Origin of the sequence: Pseudoxanthomonas japonensis (assembly GCF_043632995.1) — a bacterium.
GTDB classification, from domain to species: Bacteria; Pseudomonadota; Gammaproteobacteria; order Xanthomonadales; family Xanthomonadaceae; genus Pseudoxanthomonas_A; species Pseudoxanthomonas_A japonensis.
Map to the genome: position 1 here is coordinate 2,999,487 of NZ_CP171632.1, position 24,913 is coordinate 3,024,399.

Annotated in this window: 21 protein-coding genes; 11 read left to right on the plus strand and 10 right to left on the minus strand. The window is 68.8% G+C overall.

Going from position 1 to position 24,913, the window contains the following annotated elements; genetic code table 11:
* Window positions 1-17 precede the first annotated feature (17 nt).
* Genes cysT through ACGHX3_RS14040 form a run of 3 tightly spaced genes read right to left on the minus strand, consistent with a single transcriptional unit; the run spans window position 18 to window position 3,367 of the window.
* Window positions 18-878 (minus strand): sulfate ABC transporter permease subunit CysT, encoded by an 861-nt coding sequence (gene cysT / locus ACGHX3_RS14030; protein WP_394695351.1) that lies wholly within the window; start codon window positions 876-878, stop codon window positions 18-20.
* A 1-nt stretch (window position 879) separates the two neighbouring features.
* Window positions 880-1,896: a sulfate ABC transporter substrate-binding protein gene (locus ACGHX3_RS14035; RefSeq protein WP_394695352.1), complete on the minus strand. Its 1,017-nt coding sequence runs from the start codon at window positions 1,894-1,896 to the stop codon at window positions 880-882.
* Window positions 1,897-1,912: 16 nt separating this feature from the next.
* On the minus strand, window positions 1,913-3,367 hold the full coding sequence (locus ACGHX3_RS14040) for an OprO/OprP family phosphate-selective porin (RefSeq protein ID WP_394695353.1): 1,455 nt from the start codon (window positions 3,365-3,367) through the stop codon (window positions 1,913-1,915).
* 170 nt (window positions 3,368-3,537) lie between these two features.
* Between ACGHX3_RS14040 and kbl the strand changes: the two genes are divergently transcribed.
* Window positions 3,538-4,737, plus strand: coding sequence for a glycine C-acetyltransferase (gene kbl, locus ACGHX3_RS14045; protein WP_394695354.1), 1,200 nt, complete (start codon window positions 3,538-3,540; stop codon window positions 4,735-4,737).
* A 24-nt stretch (window positions 4,738-4,761) separates the two neighbouring features.
* Here the strand turns inward: kbl and ACGHX3_RS14050 are convergent, their stop codons facing one another.
* The 4 genes from ACGHX3_RS14050 to ACGHX3_RS14065 all read right to left on the minus strand — a co-directional run bounded on the left by ACGHX3_RS14050 (window position 4,762) and on the right by ACGHX3_RS14065 (window position 7,754).
* Entirely contained in the window at window positions 4,762-5,052 is a 291-nt protein-coding gene (locus ACGHX3_RS14050; RefSeq protein ID WP_394695355.1) for a hypothetical protein, read from the minus strand.
* Between the two features lie 73 nt (window positions 5,053-5,125).
* Entirely contained in the window at window positions 5,126-5,920 is a 795-nt protein-coding gene (locus tag ACGHX3_RS14055) for a pseudouridine synthase (RefSeq protein WP_394695356.1), read from the minus strand.
* Between the two features lie 44 nt (window positions 5,921-5,964).
* Window positions 5,965-6,468, minus strand: a complete 504-nt coding sequence (locus ACGHX3_RS14060; RefSeq protein WP_394695357.1) for a hypothetical protein — start codon at window positions 6,466-6,468, stop codon at window positions 5,965-5,967.
* A 212-nt stretch (window positions 6,469-6,680) separates the two neighbouring features.
* A complete protein-coding gene (locus ACGHX3_RS14065) occupies window positions 6,681-7,754 on the minus strand; it encodes an OmpA family protein (protein WP_394695358.1) in 1,074 nt (357 codons plus the stop codon).
* A gap of 383 nt (window positions 7,755-8,137) precedes the next feature.
* Here ACGHX3_RS14065 and ACGHX3_RS14070 point away from each other — a divergent pair, with 383 nt between their 5' ends.
* Complete coding sequence (locus ACGHX3_RS14070; protein ID WP_394695359.1) at window positions 8,138-8,881, plus strand: dioxygenase; 744 nt, start codon at window positions 8,138-8,140, stop codon at window positions 8,879-8,881.
* Here ACGHX3_RS14070 and ACGHX3_RS14075 read toward each other — a convergent pair whose 3' ends face one another.
* Window positions 8,882-9,802, minus strand: a complete 921-nt coding sequence (locus ACGHX3_RS14075) for a LysR family transcriptional regulator (protein WP_394695360.1) — start codon at window positions 9,800-9,802, stop codon at window positions 8,882-8,884.
* A gap of 96 nt (window positions 9,803-9,898) precedes the next feature.
* On the opposite strand from ACGHX3_RS14075, the gene ACGHX3_RS14080 reads away from it, so the two are divergent.
* From ACGHX3_RS14080 to ACGHX3_RS14120, 9 genes are all read left to right on the plus strand, one after another.
* Window positions 9,899-11,110 carry an MFS transporter gene (locus tag ACGHX3_RS14080; protein WP_394695361.1) on the plus strand — a complete coding sequence of 404 codons (1,212 nt, stop codon included), beginning with the start codon at window positions 9,899-9,901 and terminating at the stop codon, window positions 11,108-11,110.
* Between the two features lie 82 nt (window positions 11,111-11,192).
* Window positions 11,193-12,209, plus strand: coding sequence for a zinc-binding alcohol dehydrogenase family protein (locus ACGHX3_RS14085; RefSeq protein WP_394695362.1), 1,017 nt, complete (start codon window positions 11,193-11,195; stop codon window positions 12,207-12,209).
* 203 nt (window positions 12,210-12,412) lie between these two features.
* Window positions 12,413-13,858: a Wadjet anti-phage system protein JetA family protein gene (locus ACGHX3_RS14090; RefSeq protein WP_162338000.1), complete on the plus strand. Its 1,446-nt coding sequence runs from the start codon at window positions 12,413-12,415 to the stop codon at window positions 13,856-13,858.
* Window positions 13,855-14,496 (plus strand): DUF4194 domain-containing protein, encoded by a 642-nt coding sequence (locus ACGHX3_RS14095; RefSeq protein WP_394695363.1) that lies wholly within the window; start codon window positions 13,855-13,857, stop codon window positions 14,494-14,496. The genes ACGHX3_RS14090 and ACGHX3_RS14095 overlap by 4 nt, the downstream gene beginning before the upstream one ends.
* Window positions 14,483-17,911, plus strand: coding sequence for an SbcC/MukB-like Walker B domain-containing protein (locus tag ACGHX3_RS14100; RefSeq protein ID WP_394695364.1), 3,429 nt, complete (start codon window positions 14,483-14,485; stop codon window positions 17,909-17,911). The genes ACGHX3_RS14095 and ACGHX3_RS14100 overlap by 14 nt, the downstream gene beginning before the upstream one ends.
* A complete protein-coding gene (locus ACGHX3_RS14105; protein WP_394695365.1) occupies window positions 17,908-19,128 on the plus strand; it encodes a Wadjet anti-phage system protein JetD domain-containing protein in 1,221 nt (406 codons plus the stop codon). The genes ACGHX3_RS14100 and ACGHX3_RS14105 overlap by 4 nt, the downstream gene beginning before the upstream one ends.
* 88 nt (window positions 19,129-19,216) lie before the next feature.
* Window positions 19,217-21,256 (plus strand): FAD-dependent oxidoreductase, encoded by a 2,040-nt coding sequence (locus tag ACGHX3_RS14110; RefSeq protein WP_394695366.1) that lies wholly within the window; start codon window positions 19,217-19,219, stop codon window positions 21,254-21,256.
* A gap of 471 nt (window positions 21,257-21,727) precedes the next feature.
* Window positions 21,728-22,183, plus strand: coding sequence for a cell wall hydrolase (locus ACGHX3_RS14115; protein ID WP_062352321.1), 456 nt, complete (start codon window positions 21,728-21,730; stop codon window positions 22,181-22,183).
* A 279-nt stretch (window positions 22,184-22,462) separates the two neighbouring features.
* Window positions 22,463-23,074, plus strand: a complete 612-nt coding sequence (locus ACGHX3_RS14120) for a glutathione S-transferase family protein (RefSeq protein ID WP_394695367.1) — start codon at window positions 22,463-22,465, stop codon at window positions 23,072-23,074.
* An 18-nt stretch (window positions 23,075-23,092) separates the two neighbouring features.
* Here the strand turns inward: ACGHX3_RS14120 and ACGHX3_RS14125 are convergent, their stop codons facing one another.
* Entirely contained in the window at window positions 23,093-23,590 is a 498-nt protein-coding gene (locus tag ACGHX3_RS14125; protein ID WP_213600547.1) for a hypothetical protein, read from the minus strand.
* Between the two features lie 171 nt (window positions 23,591-23,761).
* Window positions 23,762-24,907, minus strand: a complete 1,146-nt coding sequence (gene prpC, locus ACGHX3_RS14130; protein ID WP_394695368.1) for a 2-methylcitrate synthase — start codon at window positions 24,905-24,907, stop codon at window positions 23,762-23,764.
* Between the last annotated feature and the right edge of the window lie 6 nt (window positions 24,908-24,913).

The following is a 24,913-nucleotide window of genomic DNA, read 5'->3' on the forward strand; positions in this document are numbered from 1 at the left end:
AGATGGCGTCGCCCATGTCAGCCCCCCGCCCGCTTGCCGGTGCGTAGCAGGCGCGCCTGCAGCGTGTTGATCAGCAGCAGCAGCGCGAACGAGAGCAACAGCATCGCCGCGGCGATGGCGGTAGCACCTTCGTAGTCGAACTCCTCCAGCTTGATCGTGATCAGCAGCGGTGCGATTTCCGAGACGCCCGGCAGGTTGCCGGCGATGAAGATGACGGAGCCGTACTCGCCCACGCCGCGCGCGAACGCCAGCGCGAAACCCGCCAGCACGGCCGGCCACAGCGTCGGCAGCACCACGAGGCGTACGGACTGCCAGCGGGTCGCGCCGAGGGTAGCCGCCGCTTCCTCCAGTTCGGTTTCGATCTCCGCCAGCACCGGTTGCACGACGCGCACCACGAACGGCAGCCCGATGAACACCAGCGCCACCGTGATGCCGAGCGGCGTGTAGGCGACCTTGATGCCGGCGGCCTCCAGCCATTGTCCGATCCAGCCGGTCGGCCCGTACAACGCGGTCAACGCGATGCCGGCGACGGCGGTGGGCAGTGCGAACGGCAGGTCGATCATCGCATCGAACAGGCGCTTGCCGGGAAAGCGGTAGCGCACGAACACCCACGCGACCAGCGTGCCCATCACCGCGTTGAACGCGGCCGCCGCGAGTGCGGTGCCGAAGCTGATGCGCAGCGCGGCCAGCACGCGCGGCTCGGTCCAGATCGCCCAGATGCCGGCCGGTCCCAGCCCGCTGGCCTTGGCGAACACGCCCACCAGCGGAATCAACACGATCAGCCCCAGCCAGGCCAGCGTATAGCCCAGGCTGAGGCCGAAACCGGGAATGACGCGACTGGCGCGCGCCTTTCCCGGCCAGGGATGTACTGCCGCCACGCTACTTCGCCTGGATCTGGTCGAACACGCCGCCGTCGGCGAAGTGCGTGGCCTGCGCCTTCGCCCACGAGCCAAAGACGCCGTTGATCGTCACCAGTTCCAGCTTGGGGAAGCGCGCGATGTCTTCCGGCGCCGTGTACTGCGGATAACGCGGACGGTAGTAGTGCTTGGCAGCCAGGCGCTGGCCGGTCGGCGAATACAGGTACTTCAGGTAGGCCTGCGCCGCCTCGCGCGTGCCGTGCTTGTCGACGTTGCGGTCCACCAGCGCCACCGGCGGTTCGGCGAGGATCGACAACGACGGCACGACGATGTCGAACTTGTCCGGGCCCAGCTCCTCGATCGACAGGAAGGCTTCGTTCTCCCACGCCAGCAGCACGTCGCCGATCCCGCGCTGGACGAAGGTGGTGGTCGCGCCGCGCGCACCGGTGTCCAGCACGGGCACGTTGCGGAACAGCCCACGCACGAAGTTGCGCGTCTTCGCCTCGTCACCCTTGAAGATCTTCAATCCGTAGGCCCACGCGGCCAGGTAGTTCCAGCGCGCGCCGCCGGAGGTTTTCGGATTCGGCGTGATCACCGAGATGCCGGGCTTCACCAGGTCGTGCCAGTCGCGGATCTTCTTCGGGTTGCCCTTGCGCACGAGGAACACGATTGTCGACGTGTAAGGCGCGCTGTTTTCGGGCAGCCGCGATTGCCAGTTCGCCGGGAACAGCTTGGCGCGCTGGGCGATGGAGTCGACGTCGTACGCCAGCGCCAGCGTCACGACGTCGGCCTCCAGGCCATCGATGACCGAGCGCGCCTGCTTGCCGGAGCCGCCGTGCGAGGTCTCGATGCTGACCTTCTGCCCCTTGGTCTTCTGCCAGTCGGCGGCGAAGGCGGCATTGAACTCACGGTAGAACTCGCGCGTCGGGTCGTACGACACGTTGAGCAGGTTGATGTCCTTGGCGCCCGCGGCGGCGGCCAGCGTCAGGCTGAAGGCGAGCAGCGCGTTGCGCGCATGGCGGCGGATGGAAGTCTTCATGCGATGTCTCCGGGAATCAGAAGGCGACCTGCAGTCGCGAGAACACGGCCTTTTCGTCGTCGCGGTCCGCGCCTGCGGCGGCACCGCCCTCGAACTGCGTATCCAGGTAATTGACGACCAGCTTCAGGTTGCTGGTGAGGTACCAGTTGACGCCGAGCGTCCAGGCCTTGGCGCGCCGGGCGGAGACCACGGGATCGGCGAACAGCGGGAAGGCACCATCGTCGATCTCCAGTTCGCCGTAACGGCCGACCAGTTCCCATGCACCCCAGCCACCCTTGCCGGGACTGAAGGGTTTCGACGGCTTGACCACGCCGCGGTAGCTCGCATCTTCGCCGGTCAACACATAGCTCGCGGTCGCCTGCCAGGCCGTGTTCTCGAGCTCGGCGGAGGTGGCGCCGACCTGCAGTTCCTGCTTCGATGCGATGTACTCCGCGAGCAGGCCGAACTGGTTGCGATAGAAGTAGCCCTGCGGCGACCAGCGCGTGCGCTTGCCGTCGGCGGCCACCGCGCTGCGGTAGTTGAAGAACTGCACCTGGCCCGGCGTGCGGTAGCGCGGCAGGATATTGTTGCCCGTACCGGCGGTGTCGCCGACGCTGCCGCCGATGCCAAAGCCGAGACCGGACCAGAAACCCGCATCGTCCTTGAAAGGTTCGACGAACAGGCGGCCGGCGACTTCGAACTCGTCGTCCGGATTCGTCGTCACCGCATCGCGGCCGTCGACCGTGCCGTTGAACACGCCGATCGCGTAGCTGACCTTGCTGCCGGCCAACTCACCCTGCAACTGCACGCCGATGTCGCGGTTGGGCGCAAGTTCACTGGGCAACGCGCGCTCGATGTCGGACAACGCGGACGACGACTGCAGGCGCTCCAGGCCGACCGGCGAGGTGAACTTGCCCAGGCGCACCGTGGCCGCGGGCGAGAACTTCAGGTCGGCATAGGCGTCGACGATGCTGGCGCTGTCGCCGGCGAACTCCGGCGTGAAGCGAAAGCCGATCCACTTGCCCAGCGTGCCTTCGATGGTCGGGCGTGCCGTGCGCAGGAGGAAGGTGTCGTAAGTGCCCGACGGCACGCCGCTGCTGAAGAAGCGTCCGTCGCCCTGGATCAGGCCACGGATCTTGATCTCGTAGTCGCCGTTGGCGGACTTCAGCGATGCGCCCTTGTCGTTCACCGCGATGACGGGCGCTTCCTTTGCCCTGGTCGCGGCTTCTTCCTGCTGCAGTTCGAGACGGCGCTCCAGGATGCGCAGGCGCTGGTCCAGGTCGCCCAGCGTCGCCGGCGCGGATTCGCCTTCGGCCACCACCGTCGCTGGCGCCTCGCCGACGCGGCGTTCCAGGGCTTCCAGTCGCTGCAGCAGCTCCTGCGCGGTTGGTTGGCGCTGTGCGGACACGGGGAGGGCAAGCGAACAGGCCAGCGCGCCGAGGATGGCGACACCGCTGCCCTTGCGCTTGCGTGATCCCGAGTGTGTCCGCATAACGCTTTTCCCCGAGTGAAGACCCGTGGTGGGCCGGAGACGCGATGCTGCGGGCGCACATGCGGGCAGGGAAATGACGAAACGGGGGGCGCTTATGCCGTACGCGCATGACGCGGAGGCGCCGCTCCGCCGGCGGGTAGAATGGCGTCTTTCCCGCTTAAGCCCCTGCCATGGCCAACCCGCTGACTGCCCATTACGCCGCCACCCTCGACGAGATCCGTGCCCAGGGCCTGTTCAAGTCCGAACGGATCATCACCAGCCCGCAGTCGGCGGAAATCACCCTGGCCGACGGCCGTACTGTGCTGAACTTCTGCGCCAACAACTACCTGGGCCTGGCGGACCATCCGGACGTCATCCAGGCGGCGAAGGACGCGCTGGATACCCACGGCTTCGGCATGGCCTCGGTGCGCTTCATCTGCGGCACCCAGGACCTGCACAAGCAGCTGGAACAGACGATCGCCGACTTCTTCGGCACCGAGGACACCATCCTCTACGCCGCCTGCTTCGACGCCAACGGCGGCCTGTTCGAGCCGCTGCTGGGCGAGGACGACGCCATCATCTCCGACGCACTGAACCACGCCTCGATCATCGACGGCGTGCGCCTGTGCAAGGCCAAGCGCTTCCGCTACGCCAACTGCGACATGGCCGACCTGGAAAAGCAGTTGCAGGCCGCGGATGCCGCCGGCTGCAAGACCAAGCTGATCACCACCGACGGCGTGTTCTCGATGGACGGCTTCATCGCGCCACTGGACGAAATCACCGCGCTCGCGAAAAAGTACAACGCGCTGGTGCACATCGACGAATGCCACGCCACCGGCTTCCTCGGCGCCACCGGCCGCGGCTCGGCCGAAGTGAAGGGCGTGCTGGACCGGATCGACATCATCACTGGCACGCTCGGCAAGGCGATGGGCGGTGCGCTGGGCGGCTTCACCACCGCACGCAGGGAAGTGATCGAACTGCTGCGCCAGCGTTCGCGTCCGTACCTGTTCTCCAACTCGCTGCCGCCGCACGTGGTGGCCGCCGGCATCAAGGCGTTCGAGATGCTCGACGCGGCCGGCGACCTGCGCGAGCAGTTGCAGGAGAACACGCGTTACTTCCGCGAGAAGATGACCGCCGCCGGTTTCGACATCAAGCCGGGCGTGCACCCCATCAGCCCGGTGATGCTGTACGACGCGCCGCTGGCGCAGCGCTTCGCCGAGCGCCTGCTCGAGGAAGGCATCTACGCGATCGGCTTCTTCTTTCCGGTGGTGCCCAAGGGGCAGGCGCGCATCCGCACGCAGATCAGCGCGGCGCATACGCGCGAGCACCTGGACCGCGCCATCGACGCCTTCATCCGCATCGGTCGCGAACTGGGCGTGCTGAAGGCCTGAGCGAGGCCGTGGCGGGCGCGCCCGTCAGCGGGCGCGCTTGGCAGTACTCGCCGTCTTGGGCGCGACCGGCGCGCCCTTGGCCACGCGGATACCGCGGGCCTTCATCCAGGCATCGAATTCCTCGGCCGTCATGCTGCGGCCGTTCTGCTGCATGTAGAAACGGTGTCCGTGCGGCCCGACTTTCACGGTAACGATCTCTTCGGGAGCGGTCTTCTTCGTTGCAGCCGATGGCGATGTCGAAGCACAGCCTGTCGACAGGCCGAAGACGAGCAGTACGGCGCAGCACAGCGGTAGGCGCGGGATCGAACGGTACATGTGATTTCCCCAAGGTCAGCGCGGACGAGTGTAGGCAGCTGTTCCGCAGCGAACCCGGACCGCCGTCGCGCAATCAGCGGCCGGTCGTCGGCGCGAGCGCCTCGCGCTCGTGCGGTTCGAGCATCCGCCATGCGCCCTTGCCCAGGTCTCCCAGCGCAAGCGGGCCTACGGCGACACGCACGAGCCGCAGAACGCCGACATCGAACGCCGCCAGCAGGCGGCGGATCTGCCGGTTGCGTCCTTCCTCCAGCACGATCTCCAGCCACGCATTGCGCTCGCCGCTGCGAAGCACGCGAACGTCGCGAGCGGACAGATGCTCGCCGTCGACGCTCACGCCGGCCTTCAAGCGCTGCAACAGGACGTCATCAGGCAGCGCGTCGATCTGCACGTGGTAGGTCTTGTCCGGCCCCTGCGCGGGATCAGTGATGCGGGCCGCCCATTCCGGATCGTTGGTGAAGAGCAACAGGCCCTCGCTGGCCTTGTCGAGCCTGCCCACCGGTGCGACCCACGGCAGGCCCGCGCCGTCCAGGCAGCGGTAGACCGTATCGCGTCCCTGTTCGTCGCGTGCCGTGGTCACCAGGCCACGCGACTTGTTGAGCATGAGGTAGGTGCGCTCAGGCGCGGCACTCGCCAGGCCATCCACCCTGATCACGGCACGGCCGGCAACCACCGGAAACTCGGGATCGCGCACGATGCGGCCATCGACGGACACCCGGCCTGCGGCGATCCAGCGCGCGGCCTCGCTGCGCGAACACACGCCTTGCTTGGACAGCACCCGGGCCAGGCCATGGCGCACGCCCTGCATTGCAGGCGAGCGCGGGCTCGCGACACGCGAGGAGTCGCGGGAAGGAGGTTTGCGCGTCGTCATGGAGAGCCGAAAGGAAAACGGCCGGGAAACCGGCCGTTCGTGGATCAGTTCTTCTTGGCGGGCTCGGCGGGTGCCGGTGCGGGCGCTGCCGCCGGTGCACCGGGCGCCTTCACGACCCGCACGCCGCGCGACTTCATCCACGCGTCGAATTCGTCGGCGGTCATGCGCTTGCCGTTCTGGCTCATGTCGAAGCGCCACGGCGTATTGTCGTGCGCGGTCTTCGGCTGGTAGGCCGCCGGACTGGCGGAGGCCGTCGCAGCGGCCGGCGCGGCCGGCAACGCCTTGGCGACGTTGCGGCATCCCTCGATGCGCAGGCGCATCAGCACACGCTCCACCGATTGCGACTCGTCGAAGGCATGCGATGCCAGCACACCGGACGGTGCGCCCAGTTGCGTGGCGGCGGCGGTGAATTCCGGCGCGACCGGCGCGATGACCGTGGCGGGCGTCTTCAGCGGCGGCGGCACCAGGCTCCCGCTGCAGTCCGGTGCGGCGTGGGCGGCAGGAATCGCGGCGATGCCCAGCAGGCTGGCAAGAACATGACGGCGCATCGGCACAACTCCTGGAGGGTTCTTTCTGGACGTGCCGGGAGTGTAGGCAGCGTCTCAAGGCATGGCAAGAAATCGAGCGCCCTGCGCTGCATCGATGCGCGAAGACGGAAGCGCGGTCACGCAAATCCCACGCACGGCGGCCGAAAAACGAAGCCCGGCGCGAGGCCGGGCTTCGGGTGTTGCAGGAAGAGCGTCCGATCAGTTCTGGACGATCAGTTCTGGACGTTCAGTTCCGTACGACGGTTGCGCTCGCTCTTGCAGCCCGGCAGGGTCTGCGCGGTCGGCTCCAGCGGACGGCTCTCGCCGTAACCGATCGGGCCCACCAGACGCGAGGCGCTGACGCCGTTGTTGGTCAGGTAGTCGTACACGGTCTGCGCACGACGCTGCGACAGCGACTGGTTGTAGGGGTCCGCACCGCACAGGTCGGTGTGACCGGCCACTTCGACGCGCAGGTCGGGGTAGCGCTTCAGGATCTCGGCGGCTTCGCCAAGGATCGCGATCGCGTCGGGACGCAGGGTCGACTTGTCGAAGTCGAAGTTCACGCCCTTCAGGTCGATCGAGACCTGCACCGGGCAGCCGTCCGGACCGATGGTCTGGCCAGCCTGCGAACCGGGGCACTTGTCGTCGCAGTTGTTGACGCCGTCGCCGTCGTCATCCAGGTCCGCGCAGCTCGGCGCAGCCGGGGGGGCCGGCGGAGCAGCGGCTTCGGCCTTCGGGCCCAGCGGGATCACGACGCCGACCGAGGCCAGCACGTCGCCGAACCAGTCTTCCTGCGGGGCGGCCATGCTCTGGTCGTCGAAGTCGGCACGGTAGGCCAGTTCGGCGCGCACGCCGACGCGCTTGTCGAGCGTCGTCTGCAGGCCGACGCCCAGCTTGGCGGCGAGGTTGTTGTCACGACGCTGGTTGGACGCGTTGATCAACGACTCTTCCTCGTGACGCTGCAGACCCAGGCCCGCCACGATGTACGGGTTCCAGCCACGGCCTTCCTGCACGAAGTGTCGACGCAGGTCGAGCGAGATGCCGTATTGGCTCCACAGCGTGTCCTGGTTGTCTTCAAACTTCGGGTTCTGATAGTTCAGCTCGCCGTCCAGCGACCAGTTCGGGCTGATGAACTTGCCCAGGCCCAGGCCCAGGAAAGGGGCATTGCGGGTGGTACGGTCGTCGTCCTGCAGGTTGAAACCGGCGGAACCGGTCAGGTACCAGCGGTCATCAAACTCCTGGGCCGTCGCGTGGTTAGCGAGGCTCAGGCCGCCCAGCAGCGCGGCGCAGAGAATCTTCTTGTTCATTTGCAGCTCCTTTCCTTGTAAAAGTTCAGTAGTAGAGAAACCGAAGGGCTTTGCTTGCGGCGTTTCTAGTTGTTATTCGAGGCGACAGGCTGCCGTCGCCTTGCTGAACAGATTATGCGGGGGTATGTGAAGACTGTGTTAACGGTACCATAACAAGTTGGCCAAGGTTAACACTCTGTAAGAGAACTCGCGCAGATCCAGCCTGCACCGAGCGCCATGCCGCCGGGGAATCCGGCGCGGCGCGGCAAGTCCGGCCCCGGCAACACACCGGTCCACGTACGGCCCTTGGTAAGTCTTCCGCGGGAGCCGATGCTCGCATCATGAACCTGTCCGCGCCTGCCGTACATCGTCTTCCCAGTCTTTTCCTGTCGCATGGCTCTCCCATGCTGGCGATCGAGGACTCGCCCACCGGCCGCTTCCTCGACCGGTTGGGCGGCCTTCTGCCCCGGCCCCGCGCCATCCTGGTGGCCTCCGCGCATTTCGTCCATGCGCGCCCGACGCTCACTGCCACGCCCATGCCGGAGACGATCCACGATTTCGGTGGCTTCCCGGAACCGCTTTACCGGATCCGGTATCCGACGGCCGGTGCACCCGCACTCGCGCACGATATCGCGGAGCGCCTGACGACCGCCGGGTTCGACGCGCACGAAGACGGCCACCATGGGCTGGATCACGGCGTCTGGGTACCGTTGAGGCGGATGTATCCGGCATCCGACATCCCGGTGGTGGCGCTGTCGGTCAATCCCGCGCAAAGCGCCGAGTGGCACTACCGGCTGGGCCGGGCGCTGGCGCCGCTGCGGGACGAAGGCGTGCTGGTGGTCGGTTCCGGTGGCTTCTCGCACAACCTGCGCGCACTGGACTGGCAGCATGCGCAGGCAGCGGCGTACCCGTGGGTCACCGCGTTCACCGATCCGTTGCGTGCTGCGCTGCTGGAAGGCGACGTGGCCACCGCGCTCGACTGGACCTCGCTGCCGCATGCGGCGCAGAACCATCCCACCACCGAGCACCTCTATCCGCTCTACGTGGCGCTCGGCGCCGGCGGCGAAGGCGCCAGGGGACGCCTGCTCCATCGCGACGTGGAAATGGGTGGGCTTGCGCTGGACGCCTTCGCGTTCGACACGGCCTGACTACACCACCAGTCCGTGCTCCCATGGCGGATTGTCGCCGAACTGCTCCGACAGGAAGTCCACGAAGGCACGCACACGGGGCGGCACCAACCGTCGCTGCGGCATGACCGCACTGATCGCGGTCGTCGCCAGCGGGAAATCGGGCAGCACCACGACCAGTCGTCCCGCCCGCAGGTCGTCGGCGACGTGCCACAGCGAGTGCACGACGATGCCCTCGCCCGCCATCGACGCATCGCGCAGCACTTCGCCGAAGTTGCTCTCGAAGCGTCCATGCACGCGTATCGCCACTTCACTTCCGTCCGGCGTCCCGAGTCGCCAGACGTCCTGGCGACCGCCGCTGCCGAACAGCAGCAGGCAGTCATGGTCGGCCAGCTCCACCGGTGTCTGCGGAACGCCGCGCCGGCGCAGGTAGTCCGGCGAGGCGCACAGCACGCGGCGGTTGGGCGCGATGCGCCGGGCCACCAGGCGTGAATCGTCCAGCGCCCCGATGCGGATGGCGAGGTCGAAGCCCTCGCTGACCAGATCCACCACGTTGTCGCTGAGATGGACGCTCAGTCGGACCTTGGGATGGCGCGCGAGGAAGGCAGGCAGCAGCGGCGAGACGTACTGGCGCCCGAACGAGGCCGACATCGTCACTCGCAGCGTACCAGCGACCTCGCTGGCGGCCTCGCGCAGGCCACTGCCCAGCGATTCCAGTTCCTCGACCAGCACCCGTCCCTGCTGCGCCAGGGCCAGACCCTCCGGCGTGGGGTGCAGGCGGCGGGTGGTCCGGTGCAGCAGGCGCACGCCCAGCTCCTTTTCCAGCCGCTTCAGGCGCTGGCTGGCCACCGCCACCGACAGGTCCAGGCTGTGGGCGGCGGCGGTGATCGATCCCAGGTCGAGCACGCGCAGGAACAGGGTGAGGTCGCCGACGCGGTCCATTTTCAATCTTCCATTGAAAGTGATTCGCCATCTTCTCGGTTTTTCACCGACGAGGGAAGCGGCACCCTGCACGCCTTCCCGCACCAACTACCTCCCATGTCCCCCATTCCCGCCCCCACCTCCCGCATGCCGCTGGGCCTCTATGCCCTGACGGCCGGCGCGTTCGGCATCGGCACCACCGAATTCGTCATCATGGGCCTGCTGATGCAGGTCGCCGCTGACCTGCACGTCTCGATTGCCGCCGCCGGCCTGCTGATCTCCGGCTATGCGCTCGGGGTCTTCGTCGGCGCCCCGCTGCTGGCGGCCGCCACCAGCCGGATGCCACGCAAGGCGGTGCTGGTGGCGCTGATGATCGTGTTCACGCTGGGCAACCTGGCCTGTGCGTTGGCGCCGAACTACGAACTGCTGATGGCCGCGCGCGTGATCACTTCGCTGGCGCACGGCACGTTCTTCGGGGTGGGCGCCGTGGTCGCCACCGGCATGGTCAGCGAAGACCGCAAGGCCTCCGCCATCTCCATCATGTTCACCGGCCTGACCGTGGCCACGCTGCTTGGCGTGCCGGCCGGCGCGTGGCTGGGCCTGCAGCTCGGCTGGCGCGCCACGTTCTGGGCGGTGACCGTGATCGGCGTGCTGGCGACGCTCATCATCGCGACCCTGGTGCCCGCCGACCGCAGCGCGCCGTCGCCGCTGCCGTTCCGCGACGAACTGCGCGTGGTCGCGCGTCCGCAGGTGCTGTTGGGCCTGCTGATGACCGTGCTCGGCTTCGGCGGCATGTTCACCGTGTACACCTACATCCAGCCACTGCTGACGCAGGTGACCGGCTTCACCGATGCCGCGGTATCGCCGATCCTGCTGGTGTTCGGCGTCGGCATGATCGTCGGCAACCTGCTCGGCGGCCGCTTCGCCGACCGCCGCCTGGCGCCCGCGCTGCTGGGCACGCTCGCGCTGCTGGCGCTGGTGATGGGCGCGATGACCTTCGTGCTGGAAAGCCCGTGGGCGATGATCGCGTTCACCGGTCTGCTCGGTGCCGCGGCGTTCGCCACCGTGTCGCCGCTGCAGCTGTGGGTGCTGCAGAAGGCCAGCGGCGCGCAGAGCCTGGCGTCCAGCCTCAACATCGGCGCCTTCAACCTCGGCAACGCGCTGGGCGCGTGGCTGGGCGGCGTGGTGATCTCGCAGGGACTGGGGCTGTCCGCCCTGCCCTGGGTCGCCGCGCTGGTGCCTGCGTCCGCCTTCGCCGTCGCACTGTGGGCGCTGGCGCTGGAGCGCCGCCAGCGTTTCCCACTGGTCGCGGAAGCGGATTGCATCTGATCCGTCCTTCGTCGCATCGCCTCTTTCCCTCGCGCGCCGCATCATCGCGGTACGCGTCCTGATTCCCCCACGAGGATCCACCATGAAAGCCGTCGCCCTGACCCGTTATCTCCCCATCGACGATCCGCACTCGTTGGTCGATGTCGAACTCGACACGCCCACCGCCACCGGCCACGACATCCTCGTGCGTGTGGAAGCCGTGTCGGTGAATCCCGTCGACACCAAGGTGCGTTCGCCGAAGCCGCAGATCGAGACGCAGCCGAAGGTGCTGGGCTACGACGCCGCCGGCGTGGTCGAAGCCGTCGGCGAGGCGGTAACCCGCTTCAAGCCCGGGGATGCCGTCTACTACGCAGGCGACATCACGCGCTCCGGCAGCAACGCGCAGTTCCAGCTGGTCGACGAACGCATCGTCGGCCGCAAGCCCGCGTCGCTGGATTTCGCGCAGGCGGCCGCGCTGCCGCTGACCACGATCACCGCATGGGAACTGCTGTTCGACCGTATGCCGTACGCCATCGACGGCGGTGGCAACGGCAAGTCACTGCTGGTGATTGCCGGCGCCGGCGGCGTGGGTTCCATCGCTATCCAGCTGGCCAAGCGCGCCGGCTTCATCGTCATCGCCACCGCATCGCGGCAGGACACCATCGACTGGTGCAAGGCGATGGGCGCCGACCATGTGGTCAACCATCGCGAGCCGCTCGGTCCGCAACTGAAGGCGCTTGGCTTCGACACCGTCGACGCGGCGCTCAACCTGGCCGACACGGACCGCTACTGGACCGACCTGGGCGAACTGCTGTCGCCGCTCGGCCACGTCGGCCTGATCGTCGAGCCGCGCGGCGAGCTGCGCATCGGCGACCCGTACAAGGCGAAGAGCATCGGCATTCACTGGGAAATGATGTTCGCCCGCCCGCGCTTCCGCACCGCCGACATGGGCGAACAGGGCGCATTGCTGGATCGCGTCGCCGACCTGATCGACGCCGGCCAGCTGCGCGGCACGCTGACCGGCACGCTGTCGCCGATCAATGCGGCCAACCTGCGCGAAGCCCATCGCCGCCTGGAATCGGGCACGACCATCGGCAAGCTGGTGCTCGCCGGCTGGTAGGACCCGTCCACGCCTGACGGATCAGGGCGCCGGCTGGCTTGCGGGAACAGCTACCGGCGCCCGCGCGACTTGCGATATCGTGGCTGGCCGCAGCGCGCTCCGGCGCGATCCGCCCGTCCGTCCGATCACGCCATGCCCTTTTTCCCGGCGCTGCCGCGCCCGCCACATCACAATGCCGGCCGACCGCCGCGGTCTTTGCGGCCATGACGCAGGTGCCGGCCCTGTTCCCGTTGCTGCCCAGTGGCCTGTTCGGTCCACTGGCGTCGCCCAACCGCGAACACTACTGGCTGCTGCTGTGCCGGCTGTTCGACGAGTTCTTCGGGCCCGACGCGCCGGTACCGCCGAGCATGGGCTTCCAGCGCCGCGAGATCACCGCGGCGCTGGAGCGCTACCTGCTGGCCGATGACCCGTGGGAAGACGAGGACGGCGAGACCCCGGACACGCCGCTGCCCGTGCGGGTGAACACGCTCTACGAGCGCTTCCGCAGCACCGGATGGCTGCGGCAGGAGCGCATCGGCGCGCGCGAGATGGTCACCATGCCGCCGGTCGTGCACCAGTTCCTCTCGCTGCTGGTGGAGTTCGCCGAGCATGGCCCGACCTTCGTGTCGGCGAAGATGCGGTCGATCGAACACCAGTTGCAGCAGGTGGCCGACGGCAAGGCCTCGGGCGATGCGCTGGACGAGGCCGCCGACCAGGCGCGGCGACTGCTGGTGTCGCTGTCATCGATGAGCCTGCAGGTCCGCGACCTGATGCCGGAGCTGAGCAAGGCCGAGTCCACCGCGCAGTTCGCGCGGCAGTGGTTCGAACGCTACGTCAGCGAGTTCTTCATCGGCGACTACGCCGAGCTGCACACGGGCGACCACCCGCTGGCGCGGCGCAGCGCGATCCTGTCGGTGGCGCAGCAGATCGAGAGCGGCGAGCGGCGCAGCGCGCTGCGGGCGTGGTATCGCGAACATGTCGGCGGTGGCGATGAAACGCGCGGCGACCAGCGGTTCGCACGCAGCCTGCGCCGTCTGCGCGAACTGGAGCGCATCGACGAATACCTGGGCCGGCTGGACGACGACATCCGCCAGGCCAACCGGCGTGCGCTCGCCTTCCTCGACTACCGCCTGCGCGCGCCCGACAAACTGGACATCCTGTTGCGCCGCGCCTGCCGGGGCGTCCAGCATGCGCCGGAAGACGCGCTGCGGCTGCCGGTGGCGCCCGGCATGCTGATGGAAGCGAGCCGCCTGCGTGCTCCGCGGCAGAAACCGCAACCGATTCCGCGCAGCGCCAACGCCACCCAGCCGCCGACGCCCGAGCAACTGGCGCGGCTCAGCCTGCTGCGGCGGATGAAGCGCGCCCGGCTGGTCAATGCCGACGACATGGCGCGCTACGTCGGCACGCACCTGGACACCCACGACCAGGTCGCTTCCGAAGCGTTCTCCATCGCCAGCATCGAAGACCTGCGCGCCTACCAGACCCTGCTCACGCTCGCCCTGCGCAGCCACCGCATCGGCGGCCTGCGGCGCGAAGATCCGCTGGGCCGGCTGCTGCGCGGCTACCGCGTCGAGTTGCTGGACGCGGGCGGACGCGACGACAACGGCTACCTGCGCGCGCCACGCTTCGTCGTGCGCCGCGTCGGCCCGCCCTCACGGAAAACCGCATGAAACGCAGCTGGACCACGCTCAGCCAACTCTCCAACGGCGTCTACGCCGTACAGGATTTCGAACGCACCGCCTATCGCCTGGTGGTGGAACAGGTGCTGTACGCCAGCGACCGCAGCACGCGGCTGGCCTACCACCTGGTGGAGGACCACTACGACGACTTCGTCGCCGCGCTGGCGCCGCTGGGCATCCGCCTGGAGCGCAACGCGCACTACCGTTACGTGGTGGCGCTGCCCGCCCATGCCGAGGGCGTGCCGGTGACGCTGGCCGAAACCCTGTTGCTGCTCGTGCTGCGGCAGCGCTACGACGAGGCGATGCGGCAGGGCCTGGTGGAAGACGAAGGCGTCGTCACCGTCGAGCTGCCGGACCTGCAGGAGGCGTACCAGGCGCTCGCCGGGCGGCCCATGCCCGACGTCGGCACGCTGCGCGACCTGGCGCGCACGCTGAAGCGCTGGGGCACGTGCCGGCTGGTGGAATCCGAGCCGGACGACGCACAACCGTTCCACCTGCAGGTGCGGCCGGCCATCGTCGACATCGTCGGCGAGCAATGGCTGCAACGGTTGGACCAGCACAACCGCGACGACGAAGGCGATGCCGCGGACGGCGATGACGTCATGGAGGACGGCGATGCAGCAGCTTGAGCGCGTACACCTGGTGCAGTTCTTCCTGTTCGAGGCGCAGACGCTGGAACTGGATGCCACCACCGCCATCATCGCGCCCAACGGCGCGGGCAAGAGCGCGCTGCTGGATGCGCTGCAGATCGTGCTGCTGGGCGGCGACCGCAGCCGCATCCGCTTCAATGCGCAGGCCGGCGGCAGCCATCGCGCGCGCACCATCCGCGACTACTGCCTGGGCGTGTTCCGCAGCGGCGACGACGGGCGCAAGCGGCGCACCGCCACCACCTACATTTCGCTGGTGTTCCGCGACACCGACACCGGTGAAGCGCTGACGGCCGGCATCGCGCTGGGCGCCTCGGTGGACGAACCCGACCACCGCCTGCACGGGCTGTACCTGCTGCCGGGCGTGGCGCTGGAACTGGCCGACCACGTGGAGCAGCTCAAGGGCAAGGAACTGCCGCTGGCCTGGCCGACGTTCCGCGAGATGGCCTTGCGCCGCTGCAAGGCGGCCGGTGGCGCACCCGAGCTGCACACGGTGGCAGAACGCTTCGTCAAGGACCTGCTGCTGCGGCTGCGCGCCTCGCCGACCGCCAATCCCGACATCAACGCCTACCGCAAGGCCTTCCTCAACGCGCTCAACCTGCAGCGCGTGGAAGACGTGGACCTGTTCGTGCGCACGCTGGTCGCCGAGGACCGGCCCACCGACATCGCCCGCTTCCGCGCGCTGCTGGAAAGCTTCCGCCAGATCCGCGACCGCATCGAACAGGTGCGCCAGCGCATCGACGCCGCCGAAGGCGTCGAACGCCAGTACGACCGCATCGCCGCGCAGGCCGTGCGCGCGGCGTCCTACCGCGCACTGGCGGCGGAGTATGCGCGCGACCTGTACGGCGAGCAGTTGGAACAGGCCGAAGGCGCGGTGACCACGGCGGAGGATGCCCTGGCCGACACGCGCCGCCGTCTCGTCGATGCGCGCGCCGAGCGCGACACCCTGCGCGACGAGCAGGCTCGCGCCCAGGCCCGCCTGCAAGGCAGCGCCGGCTACGGCGAGCAGGCGCAACTGGACGAACTGGCCAGCCGCGACCGCGCACGCCTGGGCCAGTTGAACAGGGAACTGCTGCGCGAGATCGGCTTCGTGCGCGACCAGTTCCACCAGCTCGATGCGCTCGCGCTGGCGGGCGTGGATGCCGGCGCCGTGCAGTCCGCGCGCGCCGACTGGGACGAATGGCATGCGGCGCTGTCGGCGCTGGAAGACGGGGATGCCCTGCCATGGACGCCGGAAGACCTGTTCGCCCGCGCCCGCCAGGCCCTTCGCGCGGCCGCGCCGTTGCGCGAGCAGGTCGACCAGCACGCACGGCAGGTGCACGCCGCCCACGACAAGGCCCGCGACGCGCTGGCCACCGCGCGCCAGAACCAGAAACGCCTGGCCGCCGGCCAGGCGGAACTGCACGCCGATACCGTGCGACTGATGAGCTACCTGCGCGAGGCCGGCATCGATGCGCGCCCGGTCTGCGACCTGGTGCGCGTGACCGACGTCGCGTGGCAGCCAGCCATCGAAGCCTACCTGCGCAGCAACGTCGAAGCGCTGCTGATTCCCGCCGAGGACGAGGAGCGCGCGGTCAAGCTGTACCGCAGCCTGTCCGGCGGGCGCTCGGTCTACGGCGTGAAACTGGCACTGTCCAGCCAAGCGCGCGATGCGCGCGGCAAGGACGCGGCGGCCGGCAGCGTCGCCGCACTGTTGGACGGCGTAAACGCCGACGCCCTGGCGTTCCTGCGCCGGCAACTCGGCGAATTGCGTTGTGTGGAGACCGAAGCCGACCTGGTGCGCAGCCGTCAGGGCCTGACGCGCGACGGCCTGCTCGCCCGCGGCGGCAGCATCGAGCGCCTTCGCCTGCCCGCGGCGAGCGACCTGCGCATCGGCGCATCGGACAATCGCGCCCGCCTGCGCGTGCTGCACGAGGAAATCGAAAAAGCCGAGCGCGATGTGCGCGAGATCGAGCCGCACCTGCGCCGCGCCGACGACAGCCAGCGCGGACTCGCGCGGCTGGCCGATGCCGACGCGGTAGCGCAGGCGCTGCACGAACGCGCACTCGAGCACCGCCAGCTGGCCGGGCGCTACCGCACCGCGCAGGAAAGCCGCCTCGCCGCGCTGGACCCGGACCTGCTCCGCCTGTCGGAGGCCGTGCGTGAACTGGGCGCACACCTCTTCGAGTGCGAGGCGCGTACCGATGCGCTGGTCGGACAGGAAGCGGTCGCGGTCACCGACCTGGAGCGCAGCCGCCGCCTGCTCGATGGCCTGCGCCAGCAGGAGGAACTGGTCGCCCGTCGCGCGGTGGAAGCCTTCAAGGATCCCGACGTCGACCCCAACCTGATCGAGCGGCATCGCGACGAACTCGACGACAAGGTCGACTCGCTGGAGGAACGTGGCAGGACCTGCGAGCGTCGCGCCGACGAGAGCGACCGCCAGCTCGCCAAGCTGCTGCCCGAGGCGTGGAGCGCGTTGGCCCAGTACGCACGCGACCACGGCCTGGGCGTGGACTTCGACGCCAGCGCCTGGCGGCCGGCCCTGGCGCTGCTGCGCCGCGAACTGACCCAGCTGCGCGATACCGACCTGGTGCGCTACGAAGGCGAAGCCCGCCAGGCGTACGACACCGCGGTGGAGACCTTCCGCGCCAGCGTGGCCGCCGCGCTCAACGACAACTTCATCCGCCTGCGCCAGCAGATCGCCACGCTCAACCGCACCCTGCGCAGCAGTCCGCCGTTCTCCAACAACGAGCGCTACCAGTTCCATTACGACGTGGTGCCGGAGTTCCGCGACCTGGAGCGCTTCATCCGGCGCGCGGTGGATGTCGGCGGCGAGGACACCCTGTTCGGCAGTGCCGGCGAAGTCCCGGCGGCGTTCCGCGAACTGATCGAGGACGGCGCGGCCGCCCGCACCGCCACCTCCCCGCTCGACGACTACCGCCGCTTCTTCCGCTTCGAAGTGCAGATCCGGCAGGACGACACCGTGATCGGCACGCTCAGCGAACGCATGCGCTCGGGTTCCGGTGGCGAACACCGCGCGCCGCTGTACGTGATTGCTGGCGCGGCGCTGGCGGCCGCCTACGGCAAGAGCGAAGCGCATCCGGGCGGCATGGGACTGATCCTGCTGGACGAGTTCGGCGACAAGATCGACGCGCAGAACGCGCGCGCCACCACCAACTACCTGCGCTCGCTCGGCCTGCAACTGGTACTGGCCGCGCCCGACACCGCGCAGGGCACGCTCAGCGGCGTGCTCGACAGCTACATCGAACTGTTCCGCGACGGCGACCTGCTGCAGGCAGAACGCATCGAAGTGCAGGCCGCCGCGCGCGCCCTGCTGCTGTCGGACCAGTTCGATCTGCACCCGGAGTTGCTGGCCGAGGAAACCGCACGCATCGAACGGCAGCAGGCGCCGGGGTGAGCGATGCGCGGCGCGTGCTGGAGCGGCTGCTGCGCAAGGGCGAGCGCGCCCGGCGGCGCGGCGACACCGCGCCCGCCTCGCTGCCGATGACCGAAGCCAGCGCGCGCGAGTATCTGTCACTGCGCACGCTGGCCGAACGCGACACCTTCCATGCGCAGGTGACCCTGGCCGAACGCGCGGGCGCGATTGCCGTGCAGCGCGACTCGCACCGCGGCGACGGCGAACGCCTGCTGCGCTTGACGGTGATCGACCTGGACGCCCTCGCGGACCATCTGGGCATCGCGCTGCTCGATGCCCGTGTCGGCGAAGCCGCCGACCTTCTGGCGCCGTGGCGGCGGCACTTCCCCGTCCTCGGCGAGGTGCTGGACGCCTGGCGGAACGATCGCAAGGTGCGCGGCCACGGCCCGGAAGCGGCACCCGACCTGGCCGACGCTGCACACGCGGTACAGGCCCGCCTGGCCGACGACGCCCACGAGCGCATCCTGCGCCGCGAGAGCGCGAGGCTGTTCGCCGGTCGCGTGGCCAGCAAGCGGCTAGAGCAGCTCACGCCCTGGCTGGACCTGCTGACCCGTGGCGCGTTGGCGACGGACGGCGTGACCGAAAAGGAACATGTGTGGGCGTCGTTGGGCCTGCGGCGCGAACCGCAACCGCTGCTGATCGCCGGCAGCGGCACGCTGCTGTTGGACGACGGGGTCGAGCTGCCGCTCGCCACGGCCTTCCTCGGCGTGCCCCTCGATGCCCTGCAAGGTGTCCGCACGACCGCCGCCTGCCTGCTCAGCGTGGAAAACCTGGCCAGCTTCCATGATGCGGCGCGCGCTCCGGGCGCCGACCGCGCGCTGCTGCTCTACACCGGCGGCATGCCGTCGCCGGCCTGGCGGCGCGCCTACGCCCGCGTGCTGGACGCGCTGCCCGCCGGGCTGCCGGTGTGGCATTGGGGCGACATCGACGAGGGCGGTTTCCGCATCGCCGCCGTGCTCGCGGAAACCGCATCGGCGCGCGGACGCCGTCTGCAGCCTTGGCGCATGTCGCCGGCCACCGTGCAGAGGGACGGTAGCGAGGAGCACGTACCGCCTGCCACCGTCCTGGCGGCCATGTGCCGCTGGGCCGAGCGCGCCGGCTGGCACGACGTTGCCGACGACCTCCGCGCCCGTCCGCTGTCGCTGGAACAGGAAGCCCTGCCCGCCGAACTGCCGCACGCCGTCGAGGCCTCGCGATGACCTGCCGTGCGCGCATGCGGACGCTTGCGTGCCCCCGGGATTCGCGGCATCGTGCGCCCACCCATACGCACGCGTATCCACTGCCCGCATGACGTCGACCGCCGCCACCGAACCCCCGTCCTATCCGCACCTGTTCGCCCCGCTGGACCTGGGCTTCACCACGCTGCGCAACCGCGTGCTGATGGGCTCCATGCACACGGGTCTGGAAGACCGGGCCAGGGATTTCCCGCGACTGGCGGCGTACTTCGCCGAGCGCGCGGCGGGTGGCGTCGGCCTGATCGTCACCGGTGGCTTCTCGCCGAATCTGGTGGGCTGGCTGAAGCCCTTCGGCGGCAAGCTGTCGTGGCCGTGGGAAGCGCGCCCGCACAAGTTCGTGACCCAGGCCGTGCACGAGCACGGCGCGAAGATCTGCGCCCAGCTGCTGCACGCCGGCCGCTACGGCTACCACCCGCTGACGGTGGCGCCGTCGAAGATCAAGGCGCCGATCAACCCCTTCACCCCGCGCGCGCTGTCGGCCCGTGGCATCGAACGCCAGATCAACGCCTACGCCAACGCGGCGAGGCTGGCGCGCGACGCCGGCTACGACGGCGTCGAGATCATGGGTTCGGAAGGCTATTTCATCAACGAATTCACCGCCCCGCGCACCAACAAGCGCAATGACGCCTGGGGCGGCACGCCGGAGAAGCGCATGCGCTTCGCGGTGGAGATCGTCCGCCGCGTGCGCGAGGCGGTCGGTCCGGATTTCATCCTCATCTACCGGCTGTCGCTGATCGACCTGGTCGACGACGGCAACCAGTGGGAGGAGATCGTCGCGCAGGCCAAGGCCGTGGAAGCCGCCGGCGCCACGATCATCAATTCCGGCATCGGCTGGCACGAGGCGCGCGTGCCGACCATCGTCACCTCGGTGCCGCGGGCGGCCTTCGTCGACGTCACCGCGAAGCTCAAGCCACACGTGCGCGTGCCGCTGGTGGCGACCAACCGCATCAACATGCCGGACGTGGCCGAAGGCATCCTCGCCGCCGGCAAGGCCGACATGGTGTCGCTGGCCCGCCCGCTGCTGGCCGACCCGCAGTGGGCGGCCAAGGCGCGTGCCGGCACGCCGCAGGCGATCAACACCTGCATCGCCTGCAACCAGGCCTGCCTGGACCACGTGTTCGAGAACAAGCTGGCGAGTTGCCTGGTCAATCCGCGCGCCTGCCACGAGACCGACCTGCTCTACAAGAAGACGTTCACGCCGAAGACCATCGCCGTGGTCGGCGCCGGTCCGGCCGGGCTGGCCTGCGCGACGGTCGCCGCCGAGCGCGGCCATCGGGTAACGCTGTTCGATGCCGCCGACGAGATCGGCGGCCAGTTCAACTACGCCAAGCGGATCCCGGGCAAGGAAGAGTTCCACGAAACGCTGCGCTACTTCCGCCACCGGCTGGAGGAGACGCGGGTCGACGTGAAGCTGTCCTCGCCGGTGACCGCCGCCGACCTGGCCGGCTTCGACGAGGTCGTGCTGGCGACCGGCATCAGCCCGCGCAAGGTCGCCTTTCCCGGCGCCGACCACGCCAAGGTGGTCAGCTACGTGGACGTGCTGTCCGGTCGCGTCACCGTCGGCGCCCGCGCGGCGCTGATCGGCGCGGGCGGCATCGGCTTCGACGTGGCCGAATATCTGACCCACGAAGGCCACTCGCCCTCGCTGGACCCGGCCCGCTGGATGGCCGAATGGGGCGTGGACCCGACCTTCGAGGCCCGCGGCAGCCTGGTGAAGCCGCAGCCGGAACCACCGGCGCGCGAGGTCTGGCTGCTGCAGCGCAGCCCCGGCAAGCCTGGCGCCCGCCTGGGCAAGACCAGCGGCTGGGTGCACCGGGCCACGCTGAAGGCCAAGCAGGTCAAGATGCTGGGCGGCGTGGAGTACCTGGGCGTGGACGACGCCGGCCTGCGCATCAAGGTGGACGGCACGGAACAGCTGCTGCCGGTCGATCATGTGGTGGTCTGCGCCGGCCAGGAACCGCGTCGCGACCTGCAGGCGGACCTGATCGCCGCCGGCCGGACGCCGCACCTGATCGGCGGCGCCGACGTGGCCGCGGAGCTGGACGCCAAGCGCGCCATCGACCAGGGCAGCCGGTTGGCAGCCGGCCTGTAGGCCCTCGGCCTCCCGCGCAGCCCGTACACCCGCGCAACCCCGCTCTGTAGGAGCGCCCCATGGGCGCGATGCTCTTGCGCCTGATGCGAAAAGCATCGCGCCCATGGGGCGCTCTACAGATATGCAACATCGCGCGTGTGCCGCTGGTAAAGGAGGTACGACCGCGCCGGCGGGGCGTCACCACTGCGACATTGCTCACAGTTTCCAGCCAGACCGGCACCCCGGCGTCAAGCCGGCCCGTTCAGGCCGAGTTGGGACTGCCCCCCCTACCTTGCGCCGACTTTCCGGCCCGCCGCCCAGTTCAGGCGGGCTGAGCCCGGTGCCCGGATCCCTCTGATCCGGCCTTGCCGGTCCCCGGGCAGCCCGTGTGAAGGCTGCCTCCCCATGACGCCCTGCCGCATGTCCCAGGTTTGCCGCTCCCATCGTGACGGGGGAGGCAGGGGTGCGGGAAAGACGGAGCAAGGAGTTCCCATGAAACTGGCCTGGATCCTATGGCTGTCGCAGATGTTGCCGCAGCCGGCCGCCGATTCGCTTTGCCTCAGCACCACCGTGTACCTGGAAGCCCGCGACCAGACCCTCCGCGGCCAGCAGGCCGTCGCCGAAGTGGCCCTGCGTCGTCGTGACAGCGGCCTGTGGGGCGACTCCGTCTGCTCCGTGGTCACCGCCCGCAAGCAGTTCGCACCGACCATCGTCGGGCCGAACACCCGCCTGAAGAACCCGGATGCCTGGGCCAAGTCGGTGACCGTCGCCTTGAACGCCGAACGCAACTGGGCCCTGCCGCCCGGCCAGCGCAAGGAGATCGTGCCGGGCGCCAGCCACTTCATGGCGCACCAGATCGCCAGCCCGAGTTGGCGCAACGCGTACCACGTGGCGACGATCGGCGATCACACGTTCCTGCGCGTGCAGAAACTCAAGCCCCGCTCCTGAAAACAGAAGCTTCCGAAGGCATGACGCCGCACGCGGCGCTCCTCCCACCGAAGCCGGACCCGCATGGCACCTACTCCCTTCTCCCCCCGGGAGAGGGGAAGGGGTGAGGGCAAGCCGCCGCGATCGCCCTCTCTACCCAAGCAGAGCGCGCGGATGAGAAGCGAACCACCGCGATACATACCGCGTGTGCACAGCACGATCCGTTGCGCCACGCATCACGCAGAAAGCATTCAAGGCCCGCGATAATCGCGGGCCTTTTCCATTTCTCGGGGACACCGCATGAAGCTCTACACCAAGCCCGGCGCCTGCTCGACCGCCGACCACATCGCGCTGCAGTGGACCGGCCAACCGTTCGACGTGCAGGTGATGACGGCAGCGGAAATGAAGGAGCCCGCCTATCTGGCGATCAATCCCACCGGCGCCGTGCCGGCGATCGTCGACGGAGATTTCGTGCTGACGCAGAACGCCGCGATCATGGGCTACATCGCCGACACCTATCCGCAGGCGCATCTGGCCGGCGACGGTTCGCCGCAGCAGCGCGCGCAGGCGGCGAAGTGGCTGGCCTTCGTCAATTCCGACGTGCATCCCGCCTTCCACCCGTTGTTCGGACCTTCGCGTTTCCTCGCCGACGAAACCAAGGCAGACGCCATCAAGGACGCCGCCCGCAAGCGCCTGCGCGGACTGTTCGAAAGTGCGGAGAAGCAGCTCGAAGGCCGCGACTGGCTGGCCGGCTTCCGCAGCTTCGCCGATCCCTACTTCTACATCACGCTGCGCTGGGCCGACCGCATGGGCGTCGACCTGTCGGGCCTGCCGAACATCGCCGCCTTCAAGCAGCGCATGGAAGCGGATAGCGGCGTGCAAGCGGCACTGAAGGCCGAAGGCCTGGCCTGATCGCTGCGATGGCGCGCGTCAGACCACCGACGCGCGCACGTCTTCCAGCCAGCGCGTGGCGAAGGTGTGGTCGCGCGCCTTCGTCAACGCGGTCGCCACGTCGGGCAGCAGCGCCACCAGTTCGTCTGCGTCGGCGCAACGCTCGACCTTGAGCTGCAGGAAGTAGCCCTTCAGACCGATGTGCGAGCGGATGTCGTCGGTGATGCGCGCATACAGCAGGTTGTAGCGGTCGGCAGGGGTCTTGGTGGATGCCTGCAGCGCCTCGCCCGCTTTCGGGGCGGAGACGGCAGCGAGCACCCAGGCCGCGCCCGAGCGCCGCTCGATCAGGCCTTCGGCTTCAAGCTGCTGCAGGGCATCGTCGGGCGCGTGCAGCCCGCTCATCATCGTGCGCAGTTCGTCATCGTTGCGCTGGCCATCCACCAGCAACAGGATCGAACGCAGCACCGCCGGCAACTTGCGCGTGCGCTGCTGGATCTCGTTGCGTCCGGCCTCGGTCTTGCACCACATGGTCTGCATGGCGTCCCCCGGCGCCGCGCGACGGGCCCCTCCCGACGGCTGCGACGCACCGCTAGCGACCGCCAGTAGTACCGCGACAGGCCCGTTGCGGGCTGCCACGCGGGTCACACAAACGACACGGGACCGCCCGACCTTGGTCGAAACGGCCCCGTGGACACCTGTCGGCGCGGGTCAGCGCTGGTCCAGCGGAACGAATTCCAGATCCTCAGGCCCCGTGTAGTTGGCGCTGGGACGGATGATCTTGCCGTCGATGCGCTGCTCGATGACGTGCGCGCTCCAGCCGCTGGTGCGGGCGATCACGAACAGCGGTGTGAACATCGCCGTCGGCACGCCCATCATGTGGTAGCTGACCGCACTGAACCAGTCGAGGTTCGGGAACATCTTCTTGATGTCCCACATCACCGACTCCAGGCGCTCGGCGATGTCGTACATCTTCATGCTCGACTGCTCGGCGGAGAGCTCCTTCGCCACGTTCTTGATGACATCGTTGCGCGGATCGCCGGTGGTATAGACCGGATGGCCGAAGCCGATCACCACTTCCTTGCGCTCGACGCGCGCCTTGATGTCGGCTTCCGCCTCGTCCGGCGTTTCGTAGCGCTTCTGCACTTCGAACGCGACTTCGTTCGCACCGCCATGCTTCGGGCCGCGCAGCGCGCCGATGCCGCCGGCGATGGCCGAATGCATGTCGCTGCCGGTGCCGGCGATGACACGGCAGGTGAAGGTGGACGCGTTGAACTCGTGCTCGGCGTACAGGATCAGCGAGGTATGCATCGCGCGCACCCAGCTCTCCTTCGGCGGCTCGCCATGCAGCAGGTGCAGGAAATGGCCGCCGATGGAGTCGTCGTCGGTTTCCACGTCGATGGCGCGGCCGTTGTGGCTCCAGTGGTACCAGTACAGCAGCATCGAGCCGAGCGAGGCCATCAGCTTGTCGGCAATGTCGCGCGCGCCGGGATGATTGTGGTCGTCCTTCTCGGGCGACACGCACCCGAGGATCGACACGCCGGTGCGCATCACGTCCATCGGGTGCGCCGACGGCGGCAATTCCTCCAGCGCGGCCTTCACCGCGGCCGGGATGCCGCGCAGCGACTTCAGCTTGGCCTTGTAGCCGGCCAGTTCGGCGCGGTTGGGCAGCTTGCCGTGCACCAGCAGGTAGGCGACTTCCTCGAATTCGCTGGTGGTGGCCAGGTCGAGGATGTCGTAACCACGGTAGTGCAGGTCGTTGCCGGTGCGGCCGACGGTGCACAGCGCGGTGTTGCCGGCGGCGGTGCCCGACAGGGCGACGGATTTCTTCGGCTTGAAGGGGACGCTCTCTGACATGTTCAA